Here is a 20,069-nt window from a genome sequence, read left to right as displayed (position 1 = left end):
CGTTTACCCCGTTCTCAATCGCCGAAGGCAATTATATCAGTTTCACGACGGAACTGTGACAGTCAATCGGCCGGCTCCGAATTTCCCAATTCATTCAATACTTCGGCGGCCAGAGACCGGGTGATTTTCGTGCCCCGCGACAGGGCCAGCCGGTCAAGCCTTTCGACGATCGTCTGGGCAGCGTTCAGCGACCGCTCCATCCGGTTAACGATATAGAGCACGAGTTTGTCATCTATATAAAGCTGCCGGTCGGCAAACAGCTTGACGATCACCTGCGACAACAACGCCTCGTCGGGTTCGCCGATCTCGACGACGGTTGCAGCTTTCAGGCGCGAGCGCAGATCGGGCAGCAGAACCGGCCATGACATCGGCCAGAGACGGCTTGTTATCAACAGGCTGGTGCCATTTTCGCGCACGCTGTTGATGACGTGAAACAGCGCATTGTCGTCGAAGCCAAGCCGGTCGGCATCCTCGAACAGCACCGGGCCGGTGGCGGCAGCAACCGCCGCGTCGGAGCCAAGCTCGGGATGGATGTCGACGGCGCCGCTCAATTCCCGCCAGATACGGGCGAGATGCGATTTTCCCGAACCGACCGGGCCGGCGAGCACGACGACCGGCGATGGCCATGCCGGCCAGGCATCGACAATCGAAACGGCGGCAGCGAGACGCTCCGAGACCAGGAGGTCGTCGCGCCCGCTTGCGGCATCGTGCAAAAAGACCAGCGGCAGCTGCTCTCCGGCCTTGCCCTTCGGATCAGCGTTGTTCACGTCATTCATGGGGAACTGATTTCGTCTTCCGGGCGCGGCCAGTCGGCGACACGCCAAAATAAAGATCGCTCTGAAGGTAACGCGAAAGCGCGAAACGAACAAGGACGCCGACGGCGGCGGCGGCCGGCACGGCGACCAGAAGACCGACGAAACCAAAGAGCGCGCCGAAGGCAAACAGCGCAAACATCAGCCAGACCGGGTGCAGGCCGACGCTGGAGCCGACGAGCTTCGGCTGCAGGATATTGCCCTCGAGGAACTGGCCGCTGAAGAAGACGGCAAGCACCAGGCCGATCCAGGGATAATCCGGCCAGAACTGCACGATCGCCACGCCGATGGCGAGAACCAGGCCGACCATCGAGCCGACATAGGGAATGAAACTGATCATGCCGGCAAAGAGCCCGATCAGCAGGCCGAAGTTCAGGCCGACGAGAGACAGGCCCGCGGCATAATAAATGCCGAGGATGAGGCAGAGCGAACCCTGGCCGCGGATGAAGCCGGCGATCGCCTGGTCGATCTCCTTGGCGATCTGGCGGACATCGCTGATATAATCGCGCGGGATCCACTGGTCGACCTTGGCGACCATGCGGTCCCAATCGAGCAGGATGTAGAAGGCGACGACGGGGGTGACGACGAGCAGCGATATGACGTCGACGATGGCCTTGCCGGAATTCCAGATCTGCGCGAAGAGCCCGGTCAGGAAGCCCATGCCTTCGGAGAGGATGCCGGAGAAATTGTCCTTGATCGTGCCGGCCTGGCTCTTGACCCAATCCGGCAGCAGCGAATTCTGCGATTGGCTGATGAACTGCTGCAGCTGGCTGATGTAAGTCGGCAGACGCTCGGCGAAATCGTTGAACTGGCTGACGAGCACGGGAATGAGGATCATAAGCGCCAGCGCAAAGACGATGACGAAGGAGATAAGGATGCCGACCGTCGCCATCATCCGGCTCAGGCCGAGACGCTCCAGCCGATCGGCCACCGGATCCAGGAAATAGGCGATCGCCATGCCGGCGATGAAGGGCAGCAGGATCGAGCTGAAGACATAGAGAAAAACGATGAAGAAGACGAGCACTGCCAGCCAGAAGAAGATCTGACGCTTGAGACTGTTGCCGCTGACTTGCTGTGGCATCGCTTCCCCGCTAATCGCTTTACGCCGCCAAACGCCGCATCCGAACCGAGGCGGCCATTCAGCACATAGGATGCAGGCGCAAAGATGGTCAACCCTGCCGCGCCAAATCCCGGAAAGGCTCTGGGAAGACGCGGGAAATTGGGGGCTTTTGCCATGCGGCGCTTGCATAAAGGCCCCTGTCATGCAATTGCGACCGGCAGATGACGCGGCGCGTCTGCCGCTAGAAATAGCCATCGGAGACCAGCATGAGCCAGTCTGGGAAAAACGGCCTGACATACAGCGATGCGGGCGTCGACATCGATGCCGGCAACCTCCTCGTCGAAAAGATCAAGCCGGCGGTGCGCTCAACCCGCCGCCCCGGCGCCGACGGTGAGATCGGCGGCTTCGGCGGGCTGTTCGATCTCAAGGCCGCCGGTTTTACCGACCCGGTTCTGGTCGCCGCCAATGACGGCGTCGGCACCAAGCTGAAGATCGCCATCGATGCCGATTATCACGACACCGTCGGCATCGATCTCGTCGCCATGTGCGTCAACGATCTCGTGGTGCAGGGCGCCGAGCCGCTGTTCTTCCTCGATTATTTCGCCACCGGCAAGCTCGACCCGGACCAGGGCGCGGCCATCGTAGGCGGCATCGCCGCCGGCTGCCGACAGGCCGGCTGCGCGCTGATCGGCGGCGAGACGGCCGAAATGCCTGGCATGTATTCCTCCGGCGACTACGATCTCGCCGGTTTTGCGGTCGGTGCTGCCGAACGCGGCAAGCTGCTTCCCTCCGGTGATATCGCCGAAGGCGATGTGATTCTCGGCCTTGCCTCTTCCGGCGTCCACTCGAACGGCTTCTCACTGGTGCGCAAAATCGTCGAACTGTCCGGTCTCGGCTGGGATGCGCCGGCGCCGTTCGCCGATGGCAAGAAGCTCGGCGAGGCTCTGCTCGAGCCGACCCGCATCTATGTGAAGCCGCTTCTGACGGTGATCCGCGAGACCGGCGCCATCAAGGCGCTGGCGCACATCACCGGCGGCGGCTTCCCGGAAAATATTCCGCGCGTGCTGCCGAAGCATCTGGCGGCCGAGATCGATCTTGCCGCCGTCAAGGTTCCCAAGGTGTTTTCGTGGCTCGCCAAGACCGGCGGCGTCGAAGCCAATGAAATGCTGCGCACCTTCAACTGCGGCGTCGGCATGATCGCCGTCGTCGCCCATGAGAATGTCGCGGCCGTTTCCGCCGCACTCGAAGCCGAGGGCGAGACTGTCGTCACGCTCGGCCGCATGATCGCTCGCGACGAGGGTGCTGCCGGCACGGTCTACAAAGGCACGCTTGCCATATGAGTTCGCCGCGCAAACGCGCCGTCGTCTTCATATCCGGCGGCGGCTCGAACATGATGGCGCTGGTTGCGGCGGCAAAGGCCGCCGACTACCCGGCCGAGATCGTCGGGGTAATTTCAGACAAAGCGGATGCCGGCGGGCTTGTGAAGGCCGCAGCCGAAGGCATCGCCACCTTCGCCTTTCCCCGCAAGGATTATACCAGCAAGGAAGCGCATGAGGCGGCGATCTTTGCCGCACTCGACACGCTTTCTCCCGATATCCTCTGCCTGGCCGGCTACATGCGGCTGCTGACGCCTGCCTTCATCCAGCGCTATGAAGGCCGGATGCTCAACATCCACCCTTCCCTGCTGCCGCTGTTTCCGGGCCTGCACACCCATCAACGCGCCATCGACGCCGGCATGCGCATTGCCGGCTGCACCGTGCATTTCGTCACCGAGGGCATGGACGAAGGGCCGGTCATCGGCCAGGCAGCCGTCCCGATCCTTTCCGGTGACACGGCCGAAAGCCTCGCCGCGCGCGTGCTCACCGTCGAACACCAGATCTACCCGCAGGCGCTGCGGCTCTTCGCCGAAGGTCGCGTGACAATGGAAGGTGGCAAAGCAGTGGGCGCTGAGGCTTCCGCAATCGCCCCCAAGGCCCAGCTGATTTCGCTGATCGGCGACCGCGCTTAAAGCGCGCCAGCGTATTAAGCCGCCAGCGCGCGCAAAGGATGCAGAGTGCCGTCGCTATAGACGAAGCGGCCGGCGCGGAAGGTGGCGCGGATGCGGTTGATGTCGCCGGGCTCGACCACGACCAGATCGGCGCGCTGGCCGATGGCGATTTCGCCGCGGTCCAGGAGGCCGGCGGAGCGGGCAGCATTGCCGGTCGCCATGGCGACGGCGGCCGGCAGGGCGCCTTCCACCATGTCGGCGAGCTTGAAGATGCCGGGCACGAAGGCGGCCGGGTGATAATCGGCGGCGATGACGCTCAAAAGGCCGGCCCTTGCGGCATCCAGCGCGCTGAGATTGCCCGACATCGATTGGCCGCGCAGCGCGTTCGGCGCGCCCATCAGCGTCCAGAGGCCGCGGCGGCGTGCCTCTTCGGCGGCGGGTGCCGTCACCGGAAACTCGCTGATGGTGACGCCGAGATCGTGCATTTCGGCGACCTTCTCGACGCTGTCATCATCATGCGAGGCAAGCGACAGTTTGTGCTTCAGCGACAGTGCGACGATCTCCTTCAGCTTGGCTTCGATCTCGGGGTTGTTGCGCATGGCTATGCGCTTGGCGACGATCTCGGCGGCCATTTCCTCGGAGACGGCGCGGCGCTCGGAAATGCTGAGGATGTAGCTTTGCAGGTTGTTGTACTGGCCCTGGCCCGGCGTGTGGTCGGTCAGTGAAACCATGTCGATCTGATCGGCATTCAACAGGCGCTCGAGCGCCGGAGCGGCGCCGACATTGGTGATTTCGTAGCGGGCGTGGACGCGGTGGTCGATCAGCAGATTGTCGCGCAGGCGGTTGATTCCCTCGATTACTGCCGAGGTCGTCTCCAACGAGCGGACGTGCCCGTAGACGCTTTCGGTGGCGAAGGAGACGGCGGCAAAGGCCGTCGTGACACCGGCGGCGGCGAGCTTCTTGTCGAGTTCGTGGATGCCGAAATCGATCGGCATCGTCGCGTTCGGCCGCGGCGCGATCTCGCGCTCGATCATGTCGCCGTGCAGATCGACGAATCCGGGCATCAGCAATCGCCCGCCGCCATCGATTGCCGCCCCGGCAACCGGCTCCGGCCTGATCTCGGCAATGACGCCGTCCTCAACACGCACGGAACCTTCACTCACCACCTCGTTTGGGAGAACGAGGGTGAAATTGCTGAGCCACATGGGCTTTCTCCTGACCGCATCCGATGATTGACAGAACGCAGCGGATAGAACCGCTTCGTGACAGTCGTATGAACTTTCGAGCCCAGTCACCTTAAAGGGGAAACTTGCGCTTTGGAATTGGTCGGGTGCACCGAACTCACGATCGTGGACCAAACCCAGTACCCACCCACGAATCAAGGCATCAATCATATTGACTAGTTATAGTATGACTAGTATTAACATGACTATGACCTTTATCAAACGCTCTCCAGTCGCGCTCGCTGTCCTTGCAATGCTCATGGAAGAGCCGCTGCATCCTTACCGGATGCAGCGGCTCATCAAGGAGCGCGGCAAGGATGAGGTGATCAATATCACCCAGAGGGCGAGCCTTTATCAAACCATCCATCGGCTCGAACGCGAGGCTTTGATCGCCCAGCAGAAAACAGTCCGGGACGACAAGCGTCCCGAGCGGACCGTATACGAGATCACCGAGAAGGGCCGCGACGTCGCGCTGGCATGGATCCGCGAGATGTTGTCGACCTTGACGCGGGAATATCCGGAATTCCCCGCAGCCATATCATTTCTTGCTCTGCTGACGCCGAACGATGTGTTGGGCCTGCTTGAGCACCGGGCAAAAGCCATCGAGTCGGAACTTCGCCGAATCGACGGGCTCCTGCTGGAAGCGCAGGCCGTACCAAGGCTCTTCCTGCTCGAGATGGAATATCTCCGAGCGCTTCACGCAACCGAGTTGTCTTGGATCAATGGCGTCGTCGGGGACCTGCGCGCCGGGCGCAACACCTGGACAGACGAGTGGCTGAGGCAGATTGCCGTCGAGTTCTCCACCCACTCCAAACCCGACAAGGACTAGCACCATGAAGGTTTTGATTATCGGCGCCGGGACTGGCGGTCTGGCGCTCGCTCATCTGCTTAAACAGGCTGGCGTTCGCATTGCGGTGTATGAGCGCGACAGCACACCGAACGCCGACACCGGTGGCTATCGCGTCGGTATCAGCCCCGCTGGGAGCCGAGCGCTAAAGGCCTGTATACCCAGCGAACTCTACGACCTCTATCTTGCGACATGCGCCAGGTCGCCGTGCTATTTCAACATGTTGACGGAACAGCTTGGTGAAGTGCTGAGTTTCGACATCGGTGATGCGGCTCCGAATGCTCTTGACGGTGAAAAGAACGTCGTTCGAAAGACGCTGAGGCGGGTTCTGCTCAGGGGGCTTGAAGACCACGTCTCCTTCGGCAAAGCGCTTCAGGGGTACACACGTAACACCGACGGCTCGGTCACCGCTTGCTTTCAGGATGGAAGTCTCGCGACGGGAGATGTTTTGGTCGGTGCTGACGGCACCAACTCTGCTGTGCGCAGGCAATACTTGCCGGAAGCGCGTCTGGAAGACACGGGGATCGTGTCGCTCGGGGGCAAAATTCCCATGACGGTCGAGGCGAAAGCTCTGCTGTCGGACAAGATGCTGAAAGGCATGTCGATGATTATGGCGCCGATGGGTTTCGGCGCGATTATTCACTCGCTCGAGTTCGCCCACCGCCGCAGCGACCCTGATTTTGCCGCTCGCTGGCCGGATTTCGTCGAAGCGCTCGACGAGGACAGTATCGGCTGGGGCATCTGGGGGGCTCGGCAGAATTGCCCGCGGGATACGGTCGGCCTCAGTGGCGAACAATTGAGAGAGCTGGGCCTGGAACTTGCTCGGGACTGGCATCCGCACTTGCGCGCGCTCATCCGTATGACAGAGCCCGCGGCCATCCACGACGTCAAGGTCAGGACTTCCGTGCCGCTGACGCCTTGGACGAGTTCGAACATCACACTGCTCGGCGACGCCGTCCATACGATGACACCCGGACGCGGCGCCGGCGCCAATACGGCGCTTCGCGATGCCGCTCTGCTTGGGCATATGCTGGTCGCAGCGGATCGAGGACAAAAGCCGCTCGTGGAAGCCATACACGCCTATGAAGCCGAAATGCTTCGCTACAGTACCGAAGCAGTACGAGAATCGAAAAAGCATATGGATGCCAGCCATCCCGCTCATCGGCCGATCGTCGGCACAGTCCAGCTCGCTGCCATGCGCGGCGTCATGCGCATCATCAACGCAACACCTGTCTTAAAGCGACGTGCCTTTCGGCAGATGATGCGAGTTCGCGGCGAAAACTAAGACGATCGCGGGTCACCCCGGGATCGCCCCGGAGGCAACTTGGCGAACGAGGCGTCGATTGCCGCATCCGCTATCGAAGATTATTCCGGTTCAACACGGCCCATTGCAGCAGCATGATCGTCTTGGCGTCGAAAATCTCGCCGTTTTCGATCATCCGGGCGGCTTCGTCGAGCGGGACTTCGAGAACCTCGATATCTTCGTGCTCCTCGTCCAGGCCGCCGCCTTCGGCGACGCGGTCGGCGCTGTCGATCAGCGAGACGAAGAAGTGGACGACTTCGGTGACGGCGCCCGGCGACGGGTAGCATCTGAACAGGAAACGCGCATCGCGCAGGTGGTAACCGGTTTCCTCCATCGCCTCGCGGCGGATCGCCTGTTCGGGGTGGTCGTCATCGAGAAGGCCGGCCGGCACCTCGATCATCCAGGCCGCATCGCCGTTCACATGCACGGCAAGGCGGAACTGGCGGACGAGAACGACGAGATCGCGCTTCGGATCATACAGCAGGATGCAGGCGGCGGGCGTGCGGTGATAGACCTCCCGCTTCAAGCGCTGGGTGGCGCCCTTGCGGTCGATATAGTCAAGCAGATAGCTGCTCAGCTTTGTCCAACCATTCGACAGCGTTTCCGCGCTGACGATCTTCACCCGTGATTTCGGCTGCATCATTCTGCGTCCCTGCGAAGCCAGACCTTGTTATCGTGCACTGCCGCCCCGCCATAGGGCGCGACCGAGTCGGCGCCGGTGAGGACGTTGATACCCTCGCCGTCGACATGCGCCTTGTTCGGCCAGAGGCCCTCGGCGATCAACACGCCAGGCTTCACCTCGGTGGTGATCCGGGCATGGATGCGCAGATCGCCGCGGCTGTTGCCGATGCGGACGAGATCGCCATGGCCGATACCGTTGGCTTCGGCGTCGGCCGGATTGATCATCACCTCAGGACGGCCCTCCTTCTGACGTGACGTCTTGGTCTCGGAGAAGCTCGAATTCAGAAAATTCCGGGCGGGCGACGTGGCGAGACGAAAGGGATGCTCGCGATCGGCGACTTCGATGACATCGACCTGATCGGGGAATACAGGAAGCTCGGCATGCGGCCCGAGCGCGCCGATCGCCGCCGGCGGCTTGTTCGGCGCCGGCTGATCGATCCAGTCCGGACGGAAATGGAACTTGCCATCCGGATGGGCAAAGCCGTTCAGATAATGCGCCTCCTCGAAAGCCGGCTGGCGATCGAACCATTTCTGTTCGAGGAAATGGTCGTAACCCGGCAGGCCGCTCGTTTCGAGGATCCGGTCGACCATCTCGCGGGCAGAAAAACCGAAGCCGGGTCGATCGGCGACGCCAAGGCGTTTGGCCAGTTCCTCGATCACGAAGAGATTGGTTCGCACGCTCGGCGGCGGCTCGACCAGCTTCGGTCCGAGCAGGATGTGGTTCTGGCCGCCAGCCCGGTAAATGTCGTCATGCTCGACGAACATCGTCGCCGGGATGACGATGTCGGCGATATCAGCCGTCTCGGTCATAAACTGCTCGTGCACGGCGACGAAGAGGTCGTCGCGGGCAAAGCCGCGTCTGACGAGGCGCTGCTCGGGGGCGATGTTTACCGGGTTGGTGTTCTGGATCAGCATGGCCGTCACCGGGCCGCGATGGCGCAGCGCCACAGCATCGCCGGTGAGCACGCGGCCGATCTGCGACTGATCGAGCATGCGGATATCGGCATCCTTCATCGACCGGCCGGTCAGTTCCGCATTGTTCAGGCGGAAGATATCGCTGTTCGAATGGAAGGCGCCGCCGCCCTCATATTGCCAGGAGCCGAGAACGGTGGCGATCGAAGCCGCCGCATGCATGGCGACCGCGCCGTTGCGTTGGCGGGTGAAGCCATAGCCCAAGCGGAAGAAGGTTTTTTTCGTCGTGCCGACGAGGCGGGCGAAGGCTTCGATCTCCTCGACCGCAAGGCCGGTGATATCGGCCGCCCATTGCGGCGTCTTCGCTCTCAGATGCGCTTCCAGGCCCGCGGGATCATCGGCATATCGCGCCATATAGTCACGGTCGGCATGGCCATCGCGGAAGGCGATGTGCATGACGGCGCAGGCGAGAGCGGCATCGGTGCCCGGCCTGACGATCAAGGCCATATCGGCCTGCTTCATCGTCGGATTGTCGTAAATGTCGATGACGACGATCTTCGCGCCGCGTTCCTTGCGCGACTTGATCGCGTGGGTCATCACGTTGACCTGCGTCGAGACCGCGTTGGTGCCCCAGATGACGACGCAATCGGTGCGGCCCATCTCGCGCGGATCGGGGCCGCGCAGCGTGCCGGTCGCCATGGTGAAGCCGGTCCAGGCCGGATTGGTGCAGATCGACGAGAAAAAGCCGGAATAGCGCTTGGCATGACGCAGGCGATCGATCGAATCGCGCTGCACCCAGCCCATGGTGCCGGCGTAGAAATAGGGCCAGATCGCCTCGCTGCCGTCCCTCGCCTCGGCCTTGACGAAGGCTTCGGCGATCTCATCAAGCGCATCGTCCCAGGAAATCTGCTGCCACTGCCCTGCCCCCTTGGCGCCGGCGCGGCGCAAGGGATGCATCAGCCGCTCGGGATGATAGAGCCGCTCGGCGTAACGGGCGACCTTGGCGCAGATGACGCCCGAGGTGTAGGAATGATCGTTCGCGCCGCGCACGCGGCCGATGCGGCCATCCTCGGTTATATCGACCTCCAGCGCGCAGGTGGAGGGACAGTCGTGCGGACAGGCCGTGTGGCCCACCCTGGTGTCCGGCTTAGGTGATTTGGCGTGGATGGGGGTCGCAATGTTCATGGCATTTGTATATTCCAAGGCTTGCACGGCCAAAAGCCACAAAACTTTGCCATGACGCGAATTCATACGGACATCAGCGAAAATGAACTACCGCCACATCTATCACGCGGGCAATTTTGCCGATGTGCTGAAACATGCCGTGCTGGCGCGGCTGATCCGCTACATGCAAAAGAAGGATGGCGCTATCCGCGTGCTCGACACACATGCCGGCATCGGGCTCTACGACCTCTCCTCCGAAGAAGCGCAGAAAACCGGCGAATGGCTCGAAGGCATCGGCAAGCTGATGGAGGCCGATCTCGGACCTCAGGTTTCCGAACTGCTGGAGCCCTACCTTACAGCCATCCGCGAACTCAACCCTGAGGGCGGCGTGCGCTTCTATCCCGGATCGCCGAAACTTGCGCGCCTGCTGTTCCGGCCGCAGGACCGGTTGTCGGCAATGGAATTGCATCCCGAGGATTTCGTCAGGCTGCATCGGCTGTTCGAGGGTGATCACCACGCCCGCATCACCGAGCTCGACGGCTGGCTGGCGCTCGGCGCGCATCTGCCGCCGAAGGAGAAACGCGGCATCGTGCTCGTCGATCCGCCCTTCGAGGAAGAGGACGAATATCAGCGCCTCGCCGAGGGACTGGAAAAGGCCTATCGCCGTTTTCCCGGCGGCACCTATTGCCTGTGGTATCCGCTGAAGAAGGGTGCGCCGATCAAGGAATTCCATGAGACGCTGCAGGCGCTGGACATCCCGAAAATGCTTTGCGCCGAACTCATTGTCCGCAGCGACCGCGGCATCACCGGGTTGACGGGTTCAGGCCTCGTCATCGTCAACCCGCCCTTCACGCTGAAGGACGAGTTGCACCAATTGCTGCCGGCATTGAAGGACCATCTGGCGCAGGACCGTTTCGCCTCGCACCGCGCCTTCTGGCTGCGCGGCGAGACCAAGGCGGTAAAGGACGATGACCGAACGCGAGAATCTTAAATTTGCCCATAATCCTGTCCGGAAATTGATTCCGATTTCCGGGGTTATGCGCTAGCTTCGGGAATAATCCGCCCGCAGGTCCACAATCTGATCAGGTATCCCATGAAGCTGCTCTGTTCGCCCGCCTCGCCCTATTCCAACAAGGTGCGGATGGCCGCGCATTTTCTCGGCCTGGAGGTGAACGCCATCCGGGTCGACACCAATACCGGACCGGCGATCCTGATGGACAACAATCCGCTCGGCAAGATCCCGACCCTGCTGACCGATGACGGAGTGTCGGTATACGACAGCGTGGCGATCATGCATTATTTCGACCGGCTGACGAAGGGCAGGCTCTATCCTTCGAAGAAGGGCAAGCGCACGGATGCGGAAATCCTCGAGGCGCTCTGCGACGGCATCTGTGACTGCCTGCTCGCCATCATCTACGAGCGGCGCTTCCGCGACGAGGAAAAGGTCCACCAGCCCTGGATCGATCGGCAATGGAAGAAGGCGACGAGCGGGCTCGCTCACCTCAGCGCCGATCTGCCGAAACTCGGCAAGAAGCTGAATGGCGGGCATTTTGCGCTGGCCGCGACGCTCGATTATCTCGACCTGCGCTTCAAGGACCAGTGGGAAGCAGATCATGCGCCGCTGGTCGACTGGCTGCGGCAGTTCGACAAGAAATTCCCCGCCCATAGCGAACTGAAAGCCCAGGGATGAGAGCAGTCGGCTCGTAAGGCTTGCGCGCCTGGCAACAACAGGCGAGCAGCAAAAAGCCGGGCGATGTGCCCGGCTTTTCCATGCTTGGAGGGTTCTGTTCGGCTTAGAACTTGACGCCGATACCGAGCTTGACGCTGTTCTCGTCGTAACCGCGCGAAAAGCTGCCGGAGTCGAGGTTGTAGTCCTTGCTCTGGTAGTCGGTGTAGCGATATTCCAAGCGCGTCGTGATGTTGTTGGTCACGAAAGCTTCGACACCGGCGCCGACCGTATAGCCGTAGTTCGTCTTGCTTTCATCCGAGGTGCCGTCGGAAACCTTGACGTCGCCGAGGGCAAGACCGGCCGTGCCGTAGAGCAGGAAGGGGTTCATGTCGTAGCCGACGCGGCCACGGACGGAGCCGTTCCAGCCATACTTGTTCTTGACGCCGCCCGAGGAGACGTCGTCGCCGCTGTAGCCGAGATCGGATTCAACGCCATAAACGATCTGGCCCTGCTGCCAGTTATAGCCGGTGAAGACCTGGCCGCCGAAACCATAGGTGTGGCGGTCGGAACCGAAGTCACCCATGTTGTAGGTGCCGGCGCCGCCGAGGTAGAAGCCTTCCCAGCTGCCGGCCGGCTTGACCGGGGCTTCCTGGGCGACCGGTGCTTCCGGAACCTGGTCGACGGCATCGGCCGCCTGAGCTGCCGAGACGCCCGCAATTGCAAAAACGGAGGCCATGAGGCCAGCAATGAGTACACGCATACTTAGTCTCCTTTCAGTCCCGCTTCGCTTGCCATCTGTCTATCAGTGAAGCATTGGCGGGATATTGCCAGATGTCCCTTCCGGATCGAGACTGAAATTGGAACTCAAATGCGGATTTGAAAGAGCCAAATTGTGATATCATTGTGGCTGCCGCATGGCCGAAATTCGATGTTGCTTTGAAGCAACATACACTTCATTAACCCTACCGAAGAGTTAATCTTAAAATACTTATTTTAAGAAATCGCATTATTAAATAATACATAGAATATCCTGCTCACGGAGGCAACCGCAACGGCCTATTTATATAATCTCCGCCCGCGCCTATATAGTCAGCAGACAGACTCGCGGGATCAGAAGGCAGGATTTTGAACCACAAAAGACTTCGCACGGCCCTTGTAACTGGGGCCGCTAAAAGAATAGGCCGGGCAATCGCCGAAGACCTTGCTGCAAATGGCTTTTCCGTCGCAATCCACGCAAACGGCTCCATCGGTGAAGCCGAAGAGGTGGCGGCGGAATTGCGGCAGAAGGGATATCGGGCGATCGCGCTCGAGGCCGACCTTACCGATATCGGCGAAACAAGCGCGCTCCTCACAAAGGCGTCCGAGGCGCTCGGCAACCTCGACCTGCTTGTCAACAACGCATCGGTTTTCCGCCAGGATTCGGCCCGCAGTTTCGATGCGCAGGCATGGGCGCAGCATTTCGACATCCATGTGCGGGCGCCCTCGATTCTCGCTGCGGCCTTTGCCGAACAGTTGCCCGACGATGCGAACGGACTGATCGTCAACATTATCGACCAGCGGGTCTGGGCGCTCAACCCCGGCTTCTATTCCTACACGCTTTCGAAGGCGGCACTCTGGACGGCGACGCAGACCATGGCGCAGACCTTTGCGCCGAAGATGCGCGTCAACGCCATCGGCCCCGGTCCGACGGTGCGTAGCGCGCGACAGTCGGAAGAGGACTTCCAGGCTCAGATCGACGGGCTTATCATGAAGGCGGGGCCGGGATTCGGCGAGTTCGGACAGACGATTCGCTTTCTCTTCGACACGCCCTCGATCACCGGCCAGATGATTGCCCTCGACGGCGGCCAGCACCTCGCCTGGCAGACGCCCGATGTGGCGGAGATTACGGAATGAACGGACGGAAGCTGCCGGATGGCGGCGTTCTCTACGATGATACGGATGAGAGCGAAGACGATATCGAGGTGGAAGGCGATGTTTCCGCCGCCGCCCCGCTTGCGACTGCGGTCGACTGGAACGCGGGCAGCGTCAACGAGACCGGGCTGATCGGCGCGGAACTGATCGGCGAATTCGTCAAGCGGCTGCCGAACACCCCCGGCGTCTACCGCATGTTCAATGCCGAGGGCGACGTGCTTTATGTCGGCAAGGCACGCAGCCTGAAGAAGCGCGTCGGCAATTACGCCGTCGGCCGCGTGCATTCCAACCGCATCGCCCAGATGGTGCGGCAGACGGCGAACATGGAATTCGTGACGACGCGCACCGAAACCGAAGCGCTGCTCTTGGAAGCGAATCTGATCAAGCGCTTGCGGCCGCGCTTTAACGTGCTGCTGCGCGACGACAAGTCCTTCCCCTATATCCTCATCACCGGCGACCATCGGGCACCGGCCATTTTCAAGCATCGCGGTGCGAGAGCGCGAAAGGGCGACTATTTCGGACCTTTCGCTTCGGCCGGCGCGGTCGGCCGGACGATCAATTCGCTGCAGCGCGCCTTCCTGATCCGCACCTGCACCGACAGCGTCTTCGAGACGCGCACCCGGCCCTGCCTGCTCTACCAGATCAAGCGCTGTTCCGGGCCGTGCACCCGCGAGGTCAGCGACGGGGGGTACGGCGAACTGGTGCAGGAGGCGAAGGACTTCCTGTCCGGCAAGAGCCAGAAGGTGAAGTCGCATATGGCCGAGGCCATGAACCAGGCGGCCGAGGACCTCGACTTCGAGCGGGCGGCGATCTATCGCGACCGCCTGGCGGCACTTTCGCATGTGCAGAGCCATCAGGGCATCAATCCGGCCGGCGTCGAGGAAGCTGACGTTTTCGCCATTCATCACGAAGGCGGCATTTCCTGCATCCAGGTGTTCTTCTTCCGCACCGGACAGAACTGGGGCAACCGCGCCTATTTCCCCAAAGCCGATCCGCAGCTTTCCGGCGCCGAAGTGCTGAATGCCTTCCTCGCCCAGTTCTACGACGACAAGCCGGTACCGAAGCAGATCATGCTGTCGGAAACGATCGAGGAGATGGAACTGCTCGCGGCCGCACTCAGCCAGAAGGCCGCTCACAGGGTTTCGATCCTGGTGCCGCAGCGTGGCGAGAAACGCGATCTGGTCGACCATGTCGTCGGCAATGCCCGCGAGGCGCATGGGCGAAAGCTCGCCGAGACGGCATCGCAATCGCGGCTGCTCGAAGGTTTCAAGGAGACGTTCGGGCTTGCCTATGCACCGCAGCGCATCGAGATCTACGACAACTCGCATATCATGGGCACCAATGCCGTCGGCGGCATGGTGGTCGCGGGGCCGGAAGGTTTCGTCAAGAACCAGTATCGCAAGTTCAACATCAAATCGACCGACATCACCCCCGGCGACGACTTCGGCATGATGAAGGAGGTGATGACGCGGCGCTTCTCGCGGCTGATCAAGGATGAAGGCATTCCCAACCGGACGGCGCAGACATCCGCGCCCGACGCCGCCGACATGCCCTTCCCGGCTTGGCCCGATGTAATCCTGATCGACGGCGGCCAGGGGCAGATGACCGCGGTACGCGCCATCCTCACCGAGCTCGGCATCACCGACAGCGTGACGGCGATCGGCATCGCCAAGGGTGTTGACCGCGATGCCGGGCGCGAGCGCTTCTTCCCGCCGGGGCGCGAGAGTTTTACGCTGCCGCCGCGCGATCCGGTGCTCTATTTCGTCCAGCGCATGCGCGACGAGGCGCATCGTTTCGCGATCGGCTCGCACCGGGCACGGCGCAAGAAGGAAATGATCAAGAACCCGCTCGACGAGATCGGCGGCATCGGGCCATCGCGCAAACGCGCGCTGCTCCAGCATTTCGGCACCGCGAAGGCGGTTTCGCGCGCGGCGCTCTCCGACCTGATGACGGTGGAAGGCATATCGGAAGCCGTCGCCAAGCAGGTCTATAACCATTTCCACGACGACGCCGCGAAATAACCGGTGTCCGTCGCAAATTCCACGCAAAGGCAGTGAAAAGACAGAAAGAATGTTGACGGTCCACAGCCAAAGCCGTCATCTACCGCATCGGCCCGAAAATCGGAATCGATTGGAAAGCACGATGCGCAGGTTCAAAGTGTTACAGCGTCCTTTGCGCGTCTGAAAAGCCGCGCGGCGCTGTAGCGGCGCATCAATTCAGAGAAACGATCCCATGGCATCGCGTGCGTACAGCATTCCCAATCTTCTGACCTACGGCCGGATCCTCGCCGTGCCGCTGATCGTTCTCTGCTTCTTCATCGAGGGTAAGCTGTCGATCAGCAACACGGCGCGCTGGGTGGCGCTGTGGATCTTCGTCATCGCCTCGATCACCGATTTCCTCGACGGCTATCTCGCGCGCATCTGGAACCAGACGTCGAATATCGGCCGCATGCTCGATCCGATCGCCGACAAGCTGCTGGTCGCCTCGATCCTGCTGCTGGTCGCGGCCGACCAGACGATTGCCGGCTGGTCGATCTGGGCGGCGATCACCATTCTCTGCCGTGAGATCCTGGTATCGGGACTGCGCGAATATCTGGCGGCGCTGAAGGTCAGCGTGCCGGTAACGCGGATAGCCAAGTGGAAGACGACGCTGCAACTCGTCGCCATCGCCTTCCTGCTCGCGGGCCCGGCCGGAGACGAGATTTTCCCCTATACGACGCAGACCGGCATCGCACTGCTGTGGATCGCCGCGCTGCTGACCATCTATACCGGCTACGACTATTTTCGCGCCGGGGTGAAACATATCGTGGATAACGAGGAATGACCCGGCTTGTCTATTTCGCATGGGTGCGCGAACGCATCGGCAAGGGCGAGGAGGAGATCGACCTCCCCTCCTCCGTCGTCACTGTTACCGATCTCCTGAATCATTTGAAGACGCTGGGCGAAGAATATGAGACCGCACTTCAATATCCCGAGGTGATCCGCGTGGCGCTCGACATGGAGCATGTCGAACATGACGAGCCGATATCAGGCGCGCGCGAGATCGGGATATTTCCGCCGATGACGGGGGGATGAGACAGTGATGGTGGTGCCGTGTCGCTACCCCCCTCTGTCCTGCCGGACATCTTCCCCACAAGGAGGGAGATTGGCTGGGGGCACCGGCTCCTCCAAACAATCAACGTTTCAGCCCAACGAAACGTTAAGGGAGCAGGAAGGTCGCGCCACTCGTGATCTCCCCACCTGTGGGGGAGATGGCCGGCAGGCCAGAGGGGGGCTTCCACGGCACGCCCTTTCCGTATTCTTTGCAGTTGCGTCAAAGCAGCGGAGGATTTCGCCGTGACCCTCCCCCCCACCATCCGCGTCCAGCGCGAGGACTTTGACCTTCAAACCGAGGTCGACCACCTCTCCAAGGGCAAACCCGGCATCGGCGCCATCGTCACCTTCTCCGGCCTCTGCCGCGATGACGGCGGCACGCTCGCCGCGCTCGAACTCGAACATTACCCCGGCATGGCCGAAGCCGAGATGGCCCGGATCGGCGAACTCGCCGTTACCCGTTTCGGACTTCTCGGCCTCACCGCCATCCACCGCTACGGCAAGATTGCCGTGGGCGAGAATATCGTGCTGGTCATTGCAGCCGCGCCGCACCGGCAGGCGGCGTTCGACGGCGCCAATTTTGTCATGGATTTCCTGAAGACCGCAGCCCCCTTCTGGAAGAAGGAGCACGGCAAGGATGGCGCCACCGGCGACTGGGTCGCGGCGAGAGACGCCGACGATGCGGCGCGCGACAAGTGGAAGTGATCAGAGAACCACGCGCTCCCTGCGGCTCATGACCAAGAGCAGGACGAGGAGCGAAAAGATGACCAGATCCCGCCAGACGAAGGGGCCGTAAGCGCCCCACATGGTCTCGACGACGGCGAGCCCGGCAGCACCGCCGGCCGAGCGCAACGGATCGGAATAGCCGCCGACCGCCGCAATCAGCAGCACCTTCAGCCCGAACATCAGGCCGGCGCCGAAATCCATCGAACCGTAATAGAAGGTGGCGAGGATGCCGCAGATCGCGGCGACGAGGCTAGCTGCCGCATAGGCGGCAAGGAAAACACGGTTGGCGCTGGTGCCGCAGAGTTCGGCGGCCAGCGGATCGTCGGTGACGGCGCGCCAGATGCGGCCCCAGGCTGTGCGCCTGAGGATCAGCGTTCCAACAGCGACGATGGCTGACATCAGCGCCGTGTCGATCAGCTGGATATAGGTGAGCGTTACCTTGAACGCGCCGTCACTCCAGAAGATCACCGTATCGTTCAGGAACGGCGGCAACCAGATGGTGCGGGTATTGGCGGCAAGCCGGGCGGTCTCCATCAGCACGATCATGATGCCGAGGGCGGCAACGATCACCGTATTCGGCGATTTGCTGACCAGCGGCAGCATGATCGAGCGGCCGATCCACAGGCCCGCCCCCAGCGAATAGACGATGGAAGCGCAAGCGCCGACGGCAAGGGCGGCCGGCAGCACCAGCCAGAAGCGGTTGAAAGCGAGTTCGGTGAAGAGCAGCAGGATTTGGCCTGCGAAAGCAAAGATCGCCCCATAGGTGATATCGGCCCGCTTCGTCACGCCGAAAGCGACGGCATAACCGAAGGCGAGCGCGGCATAGAGAGCGGCGAGCGGAACCGCATTCGCCAGCTGCTGCAGAAGATAGGCCATTCCAGACACTCCGCGTCATCAAAATTATAACTGGTAAAACTTATTTCACCAGTTATAATTTCACCATGAGCTTTTCCTGGACCCCTCACCGCTTTGCCGGCGGCGCGCTGGCGCTCGATGTCGCCAACAGCGTCGTGCTGCGCCATGATGCAATGCGGCGGATCGACCGCTTCGCGGTTCGGGACCAGATGCAGGACTTTCCGCGCGCCGCTGCCGAATTCTGCGCCGAACGGGCCCTCTTTGGCGACATCACGCCTGTGGCGGCGGAAAACGAGATGGATTTCCTCGCGCTGCGGGAAGCGATCGACCGCTATTTCCGCAAGCGTATACTGAATGGCGGCGACGACCAATTGCTGGCCGGTCTGCTGGAGGCGCTGGCAAAAGTGCTGCGCGAGGCAAGCCCCGGCAGCGTGGCCGCGGCCACCGCCCATTCGGTGCTGCGGCTGGTCGCCATGCCGGAGCCGGAGCGCATGAAGGTCTGCGGCAATTGCGGCTGGCTGTTCATCGACCGCAGCAAGAACAGGAGCCGCGCCTGGTGCGACATGGCGGTCTGCGGCAACCGCGCCAAGGCGAACCGGCACTATCGCCGCAAGAAGGAGGAGACCCCATGAGGAAATATCTGATCCTGACGGCAGCAACAATTGGCCTTCTGCTGTCCGCCTGCCAGCGCCAGGCCGAAAACCTGGTCGAAGTCACCGGCCACCTTTTCGTCTTCAACTATCGGGTGGCGAGCGCTACCTATCTGCTGACGCTGAAGAAGACGGGGCCAATCCCCGACGGTTCTCTCATCATCGCCGAATTCGAAAATCCTCAAGGCGGCGATCCCCTGGTGCTGAACCAGAAAATCTATCCGATCGACGACAAAATTGCGCTGCAGAGCGAAAAACTGCACTGCGTGCGCAAGGACCGTCCCTATTCCGTCAGTGTTCGGCTGGTCGACAAGGACGGCAAGGTGCTGCAGGAATTGAAGACTCAGTTCCGGTCCGACCTCGACCAGACCGTGCTGCCGAGCAAGCCGCTGGTCCTCGGCGCGCTTTATGACAAGAACCCGGAGGTCTTCAAGCCTGACGGCAGCGTCGATTTTTCGAATACCGACAAGTGCCCGGCATAGACAAGGCCTGGCATAGAAAAAGCCGGAGCAAGGCCCCGGCTTTCGAGAGTCAATTCAAGGCATTGCGAGCCAATGCAGAAGCGTGGCCTCAGCCGACGACTTCGGTATCGGAGAACCAGTACTTGATTTCCTGGGCAGCCGTCTCCGGAGCATCCGAGCCGTGAACGGAATTTTCGCCGATCGACAGGGCATGAACCTTGCGGATCGTGCCTTCGTCAGCGTTTGCCGGGTTGGTCGCGCCCATGATTTCGCGGTTCTTGAGGATGGCGCCTTCGCCTTCCAGAACCTGAACGACGGTCGGGCCGGAGATCATGCCTTCGACGAGTTCGCCGAAGAAAGGACGCTCCTTGTGAACGGCGTAGAAGCCTTCAGCTTCGCGACGGCTCATCCAGACGCGCTTGGAGGCGACGACGCGCAGGCCGGCATCTTCGAGCATCTTGGTGATGGCGCCCGTCAGGTTGCGCTTGGTTGCATCCGGCTTGATCATCGAGAAGGTGCGTTCAATCGCCATAGTCAAATCCTTTGTTTTCTCGGGAAAAGTGGGCGGTCTTTACCCGCCCCACCGCCCGAAAACAAGAGGTCGACGGCAATTTCACGCCGCTGTCACAGTGCTGTTGCGGGTTTGGTGACGATCGAGGCGTGTGTAGCTGTAGCGCGTGAATTCGAATGGCACTTCGCGCAAGATCGAATGGCAA

At 61.5% G+C, this 20,069-nt stretch carries 21 protein-coding genes; 13 read left to right on the top strand and 8 right to left on the bottom strand.

Annotation, left to right across the window (positions count from 1 at the left end):
• Positions 1-62 precede the first annotated feature (62 nt).
• Together hdaA and GR197_RS09425 are read right to left on the bottom strand one after the other, a co-directional pair.
• Complete coding sequence (gene hdaA / locus GR197_RS09430; protein WP_164008773.1) at positions 63-776, bottom strand: DnaA regulatory inactivator HdaA; 714 nt, start codon at positions 774-776, stop codon at positions 63-65.
• The gene (locus GR197_RS09425) at positions 769-1,893 is read right to left on the bottom strand and encodes an AI-2E family transporter (RefSeq protein ID WP_164008771.1); all 1,125 of its coding nucleotides are present in this window, start codon (positions 1,891-1,893) and stop codon (positions 769-771) included. Before GR197_RS09425 ends, hdaA begins: the two co-directional genes overlap by 8 nt.
• A 245-nt stretch (positions 1,894-2,138) precedes the next feature.
• Here GR197_RS09425 and purM point away from each other — a divergent pair, with 245 nt between their 5' ends.
• Entirely contained in the window at positions 2,139-3,212 is a 1,074-nt protein-coding gene (gene purM, locus GR197_RS09420) for a phosphoribosylformylglycinamidine cyclo-ligase (RefSeq protein ID WP_164008769.1), read from the top strand.
• A complete protein-coding gene (gene purN, locus GR197_RS09415; protein WP_164008767.1) occupies positions 3,209-3,880 on the top strand; it encodes a phosphoribosylglycinamide formyltransferase in 672 nt (223 codons plus the stop codon). Before purM ends, purN begins: the two co-directional genes overlap by 4 nt.
• 14 nt (positions 3,881-3,894) lie before the next feature.
• On the opposite strand, the gene GR197_RS09410 is transcribed toward purN, so the two are convergent.
• Complete coding sequence (locus GR197_RS09410) at positions 3,895-5,064, bottom strand: alpha-D-ribose 1-methylphosphonate 5-triphosphate diphosphatase (RefSeq protein ID WP_164008765.1); 1,170 nt, start codon at positions 5,062-5,064, stop codon at positions 3,895-3,897.
• A 226-nt stretch (positions 5,065-5,290) separates the two neighbouring features.
• Here GR197_RS09410 and GR197_RS09405 point away from each other — a divergent pair, with 226 nt between their 5' ends.
• Positions 5,291-5,911, top strand: a complete 621-nt coding sequence (locus tag GR197_RS09405) for a PadR family transcriptional regulator (protein ID WP_246724527.1) — start codon at positions 5,291-5,293, stop codon at positions 5,909-5,911.
• A gap of 4 nt (positions 5,912-5,915) precedes the next feature.
• On the top strand, positions 5,916-7,214 hold the full coding sequence (locus GR197_RS09400; RefSeq protein WP_164009111.1) for an FAD-dependent oxidoreductase: 1,299 nt from the start codon (positions 5,916-5,918) through the stop codon (positions 7,212-7,214).
• Positions 7,215-7,284: 70 nt separating this feature from the next.
• On the opposite strand, the gene GR197_RS09395 is transcribed toward GR197_RS09400, so the two are convergent.
• On the bottom strand, positions 7,285-7,875 hold the full coding sequence (locus tag GR197_RS09395) for an NUDIX domain-containing protein (RefSeq protein ID WP_164008763.1): 591 nt from the start codon (positions 7,873-7,875) through the stop codon (positions 7,285-7,287).
• The gene (locus tag GR197_RS09390) at positions 7,872-10,076 is read right to left on the bottom strand and encodes a molybdopterin-containing oxidoreductase family protein (protein ID WP_164008761.1); all 2,205 of its coding nucleotides are present in this window, start codon (positions 10,074-10,076) and stop codon (positions 7,872-7,874) included. Before GR197_RS09390 ends, GR197_RS09395 begins: the two co-directional genes overlap by 4 nt.
• A gap of 16 nt (positions 10,077-10,092) precedes the next feature.
• On the opposite strand from GR197_RS09390, the gene GR197_RS09385 reads away from it, so the two are divergent.
• Positions 10,093-10,980: a 23S rRNA (adenine(2030)-N(6))-methyltransferase RlmJ gene (locus GR197_RS09385; RefSeq protein ID WP_164008759.1), complete on the top strand. Its 888-nt coding sequence runs from the start codon at positions 10,093-10,095 to the stop codon at positions 10,978-10,980.
• 102 nt (positions 10,981-11,082) lie between these two features.
• Positions 11,083-11,679, top strand: coding sequence for a glutathione S-transferase (locus GR197_RS09380; protein ID WP_164008757.1), 597 nt, complete (start codon positions 11,083-11,085; stop codon positions 11,677-11,679).
• Between the two features lie 103 nt (positions 11,680-11,782).
• On the opposite strand, the gene GR197_RS09375 is transcribed toward GR197_RS09380, so the two are convergent.
• The gene (locus GR197_RS09375; RefSeq protein WP_164008755.1) at positions 11,783-12,418 is read right to left on the bottom strand and encodes an outer membrane protein; all 636 of its coding nucleotides are present in this window, start codon (positions 12,416-12,418) and stop codon (positions 11,783-11,785) included.
• 365 nt (positions 12,419-12,783) lie between these two features.
• On the opposite strand from GR197_RS09375, the gene GR197_RS09370 reads away from it, so the two are divergent.
• The 5 genes from GR197_RS09370 (at position 12,784) to GR197_RS09350 (ending at position 17,366) form a co-directional block, all read left to right on the top strand.
• On the top strand, positions 12,784-13,551 hold the full coding sequence (locus GR197_RS09370; RefSeq protein ID WP_164008752.1) for an SDR family oxidoreductase: 768 nt from the start codon (positions 12,784-12,786) through the stop codon (positions 13,549-13,551).
• Positions 13,548-15,590 carry an excinuclease ABC subunit UvrC gene (gene uvrC / locus GR197_RS09365; protein ID WP_164008750.1) on the top strand — a complete coding sequence of 681 codons (2,043 nt, stop codon included), beginning with the start codon at positions 13,548-13,550 and terminating at the stop codon, positions 15,588-15,590. The genes GR197_RS09370 and uvrC overlap by 4 nt, the downstream gene beginning before the upstream one ends.
• 211 nt (positions 15,591-15,801) lie before the next feature.
• Positions 15,802-16,392 (top strand): CDP-diacylglycerol--glycerol-3-phosphate 3-phosphatidyltransferase, encoded by a 591-nt coding sequence (pgsA, locus tag GR197_RS09360; protein WP_164008748.1) that lies wholly within the window; start codon positions 15,802-15,804, stop codon positions 16,390-16,392.
• On the top strand, positions 16,389-16,643 hold the full coding sequence (moaD, locus tag GR197_RS09355; RefSeq protein WP_164008747.1) for a molybdopterin converting factor subunit 1: 255 nt from the start codon (positions 16,389-16,391) through the stop codon (positions 16,641-16,643). Before pgsA ends, moaD begins: the two co-directional genes overlap by 4 nt.
• Positions 16,644-16,904: 261 nt before the next feature.
• On the top strand, positions 16,905-17,366 hold the full coding sequence (locus tag GR197_RS09350; protein WP_164008745.1) for a molybdenum cofactor biosynthesis protein MoaE: 462 nt from the start codon (positions 16,905-16,907) through the stop codon (positions 17,364-17,366).
• On the opposite strand, the gene GR197_RS09345 is transcribed toward GR197_RS09350, so the two are convergent.
• Positions 17,367-18,263, bottom strand: a complete 897-nt coding sequence (locus tag GR197_RS09345) for a branched-chain amino acid ABC transporter permease (protein WP_164008743.1) — start codon at positions 18,261-18,263, stop codon at positions 17,367-17,369.
• Positions 18,264-18,328: 65 nt separating this feature from the next.
• Between GR197_RS09345 and GR197_RS09340 the strand changes: the two genes are divergently transcribed.
• Both GR197_RS09340 and GR197_RS09335 read left to right on the top strand, forming a co-directional pair.
• A complete protein-coding gene (locus GR197_RS09340; RefSeq protein ID WP_164008741.1) occupies positions 18,329-18,874 on the top strand; it encodes a CGNR zinc finger domain-containing protein in 546 nt (181 codons plus the stop codon).
• Positions 18,871-19,374, top strand: a complete 504-nt coding sequence (locus GR197_RS09335; RefSeq protein WP_164008739.1) for a hypothetical protein — start codon at positions 18,871-18,873, stop codon at positions 19,372-19,374. The genes GR197_RS09340 and GR197_RS09335 overlap by 4 nt, the downstream gene beginning before the upstream one ends.
• An 88-nt stretch (positions 19,375-19,462) precedes the next feature.
• Here GR197_RS09335 and ndk read toward each other — a convergent pair whose 3' ends face one another.
• On the bottom strand, positions 19,463-19,885 hold the full coding sequence (gene ndk, locus GR197_RS09330) for a nucleoside-diphosphate kinase (protein WP_007626369.1): 423 nt from the start codon (positions 19,883-19,885) through the stop codon (positions 19,463-19,465).
• Positions 19,886-20,069: the final 184 nt, after the last annotated feature.

The organism is Rhizobium phaseoli, assembly GCF_010668805.1.
In the GTDB taxonomy this organism is placed as follows: domain Bacteria; phylum Pseudomonadota; class Alphaproteobacteria; order Rhizobiales; family Rhizobiaceae; genus Rhizobium; species Rhizobium phaseoli_A.
The sequence above is the reverse complement of the archived record's forward strand: the minus strand, read 5'-3'. Positions and strand labels throughout refer to the sequence as shown.

Bases quoted from the DNA above. Each gene is read 5' to 3' on its own strand.
- hdaA (WP_164008773.1), bottom strand. From the start codon at position 776: ATGAATGACGTGAACAACGCTGATCCGAAGGGCAAGGCCGGAGAGCAG.
- GR197_RS09425 (WP_164008771.1), bottom strand. From the start codon at position 1,893: ATGCCACAGCAAGTCAGCGGCAACAGTCTCAAGCGTCAGATCTTCTTC.
- purM (WP_164008769.1), top strand. From the start codon at position 2,139: ATGAGCCAGTCTGGGAAAAACGGCCTGACATACAGCGATGCGGGCGTC.
- purN (WP_164008767.1), top strand. From the start codon at position 3,209: ATGAGTTCGCCGCGCAAACGCGCCGTCGTCTTCATATCCGGCGGCGGC.
- GR197_RS09410 (WP_164008765.1), bottom strand. From the start codon at position 5,064: ATGTGGCTCAGCAATTTCACCCTCGTTCTCCCAAACGAGGTGGTGAGT.
- GR197_RS09405 (WP_246724527.1), top strand. From the start codon at position 5,291: ATGACCTTTATCAAACGCTCTCCAGTCGCGCTCGCTGTCCTTGCAATG.
- GR197_RS09400 (WP_164009111.1), top strand. From the start codon at position 5,916: ATGAAGGTTTTGATTATCGGCGCCGGGACTGGCGGTCTGGCGCTCGCT.
- GR197_RS09395 (WP_164008763.1), bottom strand. From the start codon at position 7,875: ATGATGCAGCCGAAATCACGGGTGAAGATCGTCAGCGCGGAAACGCTG.
- GR197_RS09390 (WP_164008761.1), bottom strand. From the start codon at position 10,076: ATGAATTCGCGTCATGGCAAAGTTTTGTGGCTTTTGGCCGTGCAAGCC.
- GR197_RS09385 (WP_164008759.1), top strand. From the start codon at position 10,093: ATGAACTACCGCCACATCTATCACGCGGGCAATTTTGCCGATGTGCTG.
- GR197_RS09380 (WP_164008757.1), top strand. From the start codon at position 11,083: ATGAAGCTGCTCTGTTCGCCCGCCTCGCCCTATTCCAACAAGGTGCGG.
- GR197_RS09375 (WP_164008755.1), bottom strand. From the start codon at position 12,418: ATGCGTGTACTCATTGCTGGCCTCATGGCCTCCGTTTTTGCAATTGCG.
- uvrC (WP_164008750.1), top strand. From the start codon at position 13,548: ATGAACGGACGGAAGCTGCCGGATGGCGGCGTTCTCTACGATGATACG.
- pgsA (WP_164008748.1), top strand. From the start codon at position 15,802: ATGGCATCGCGTGCGTACAGCATTCCCAATCTTCTGACCTACGGCCGG.
- moaD (WP_164008747.1), top strand. From the start codon at position 16,389: ATGACCCGGCTTGTCTATTTCGCATGGGTGCGCGAACGCATCGGCAAG.
- GR197_RS09345 (WP_164008743.1), bottom strand. From the start codon at position 18,263: ATGGCCTATCTTCTGCAGCAGCTGGCGAATGCGGTTCCGCTCGCCGCT.
- GR197_RS09340 (WP_164008741.1), top strand. From the start codon at position 18,329: ATGAGCTTTTCCTGGACCCCTCACCGCTTTGCCGGCGGCGCGCTGGCG.
- GR197_RS09335 (WP_164008739.1), top strand. From the start codon at position 18,871: ATGAGGAAATATCTGATCCTGACGGCAGCAACAATTGGCCTTCTGCTG.
- ndk (WP_007626369.1), bottom strand. From the start codon at position 19,885: ATGGCGATTGAACGCACCTTCTCGATGATCAAGCCGGATGCAACCAAG.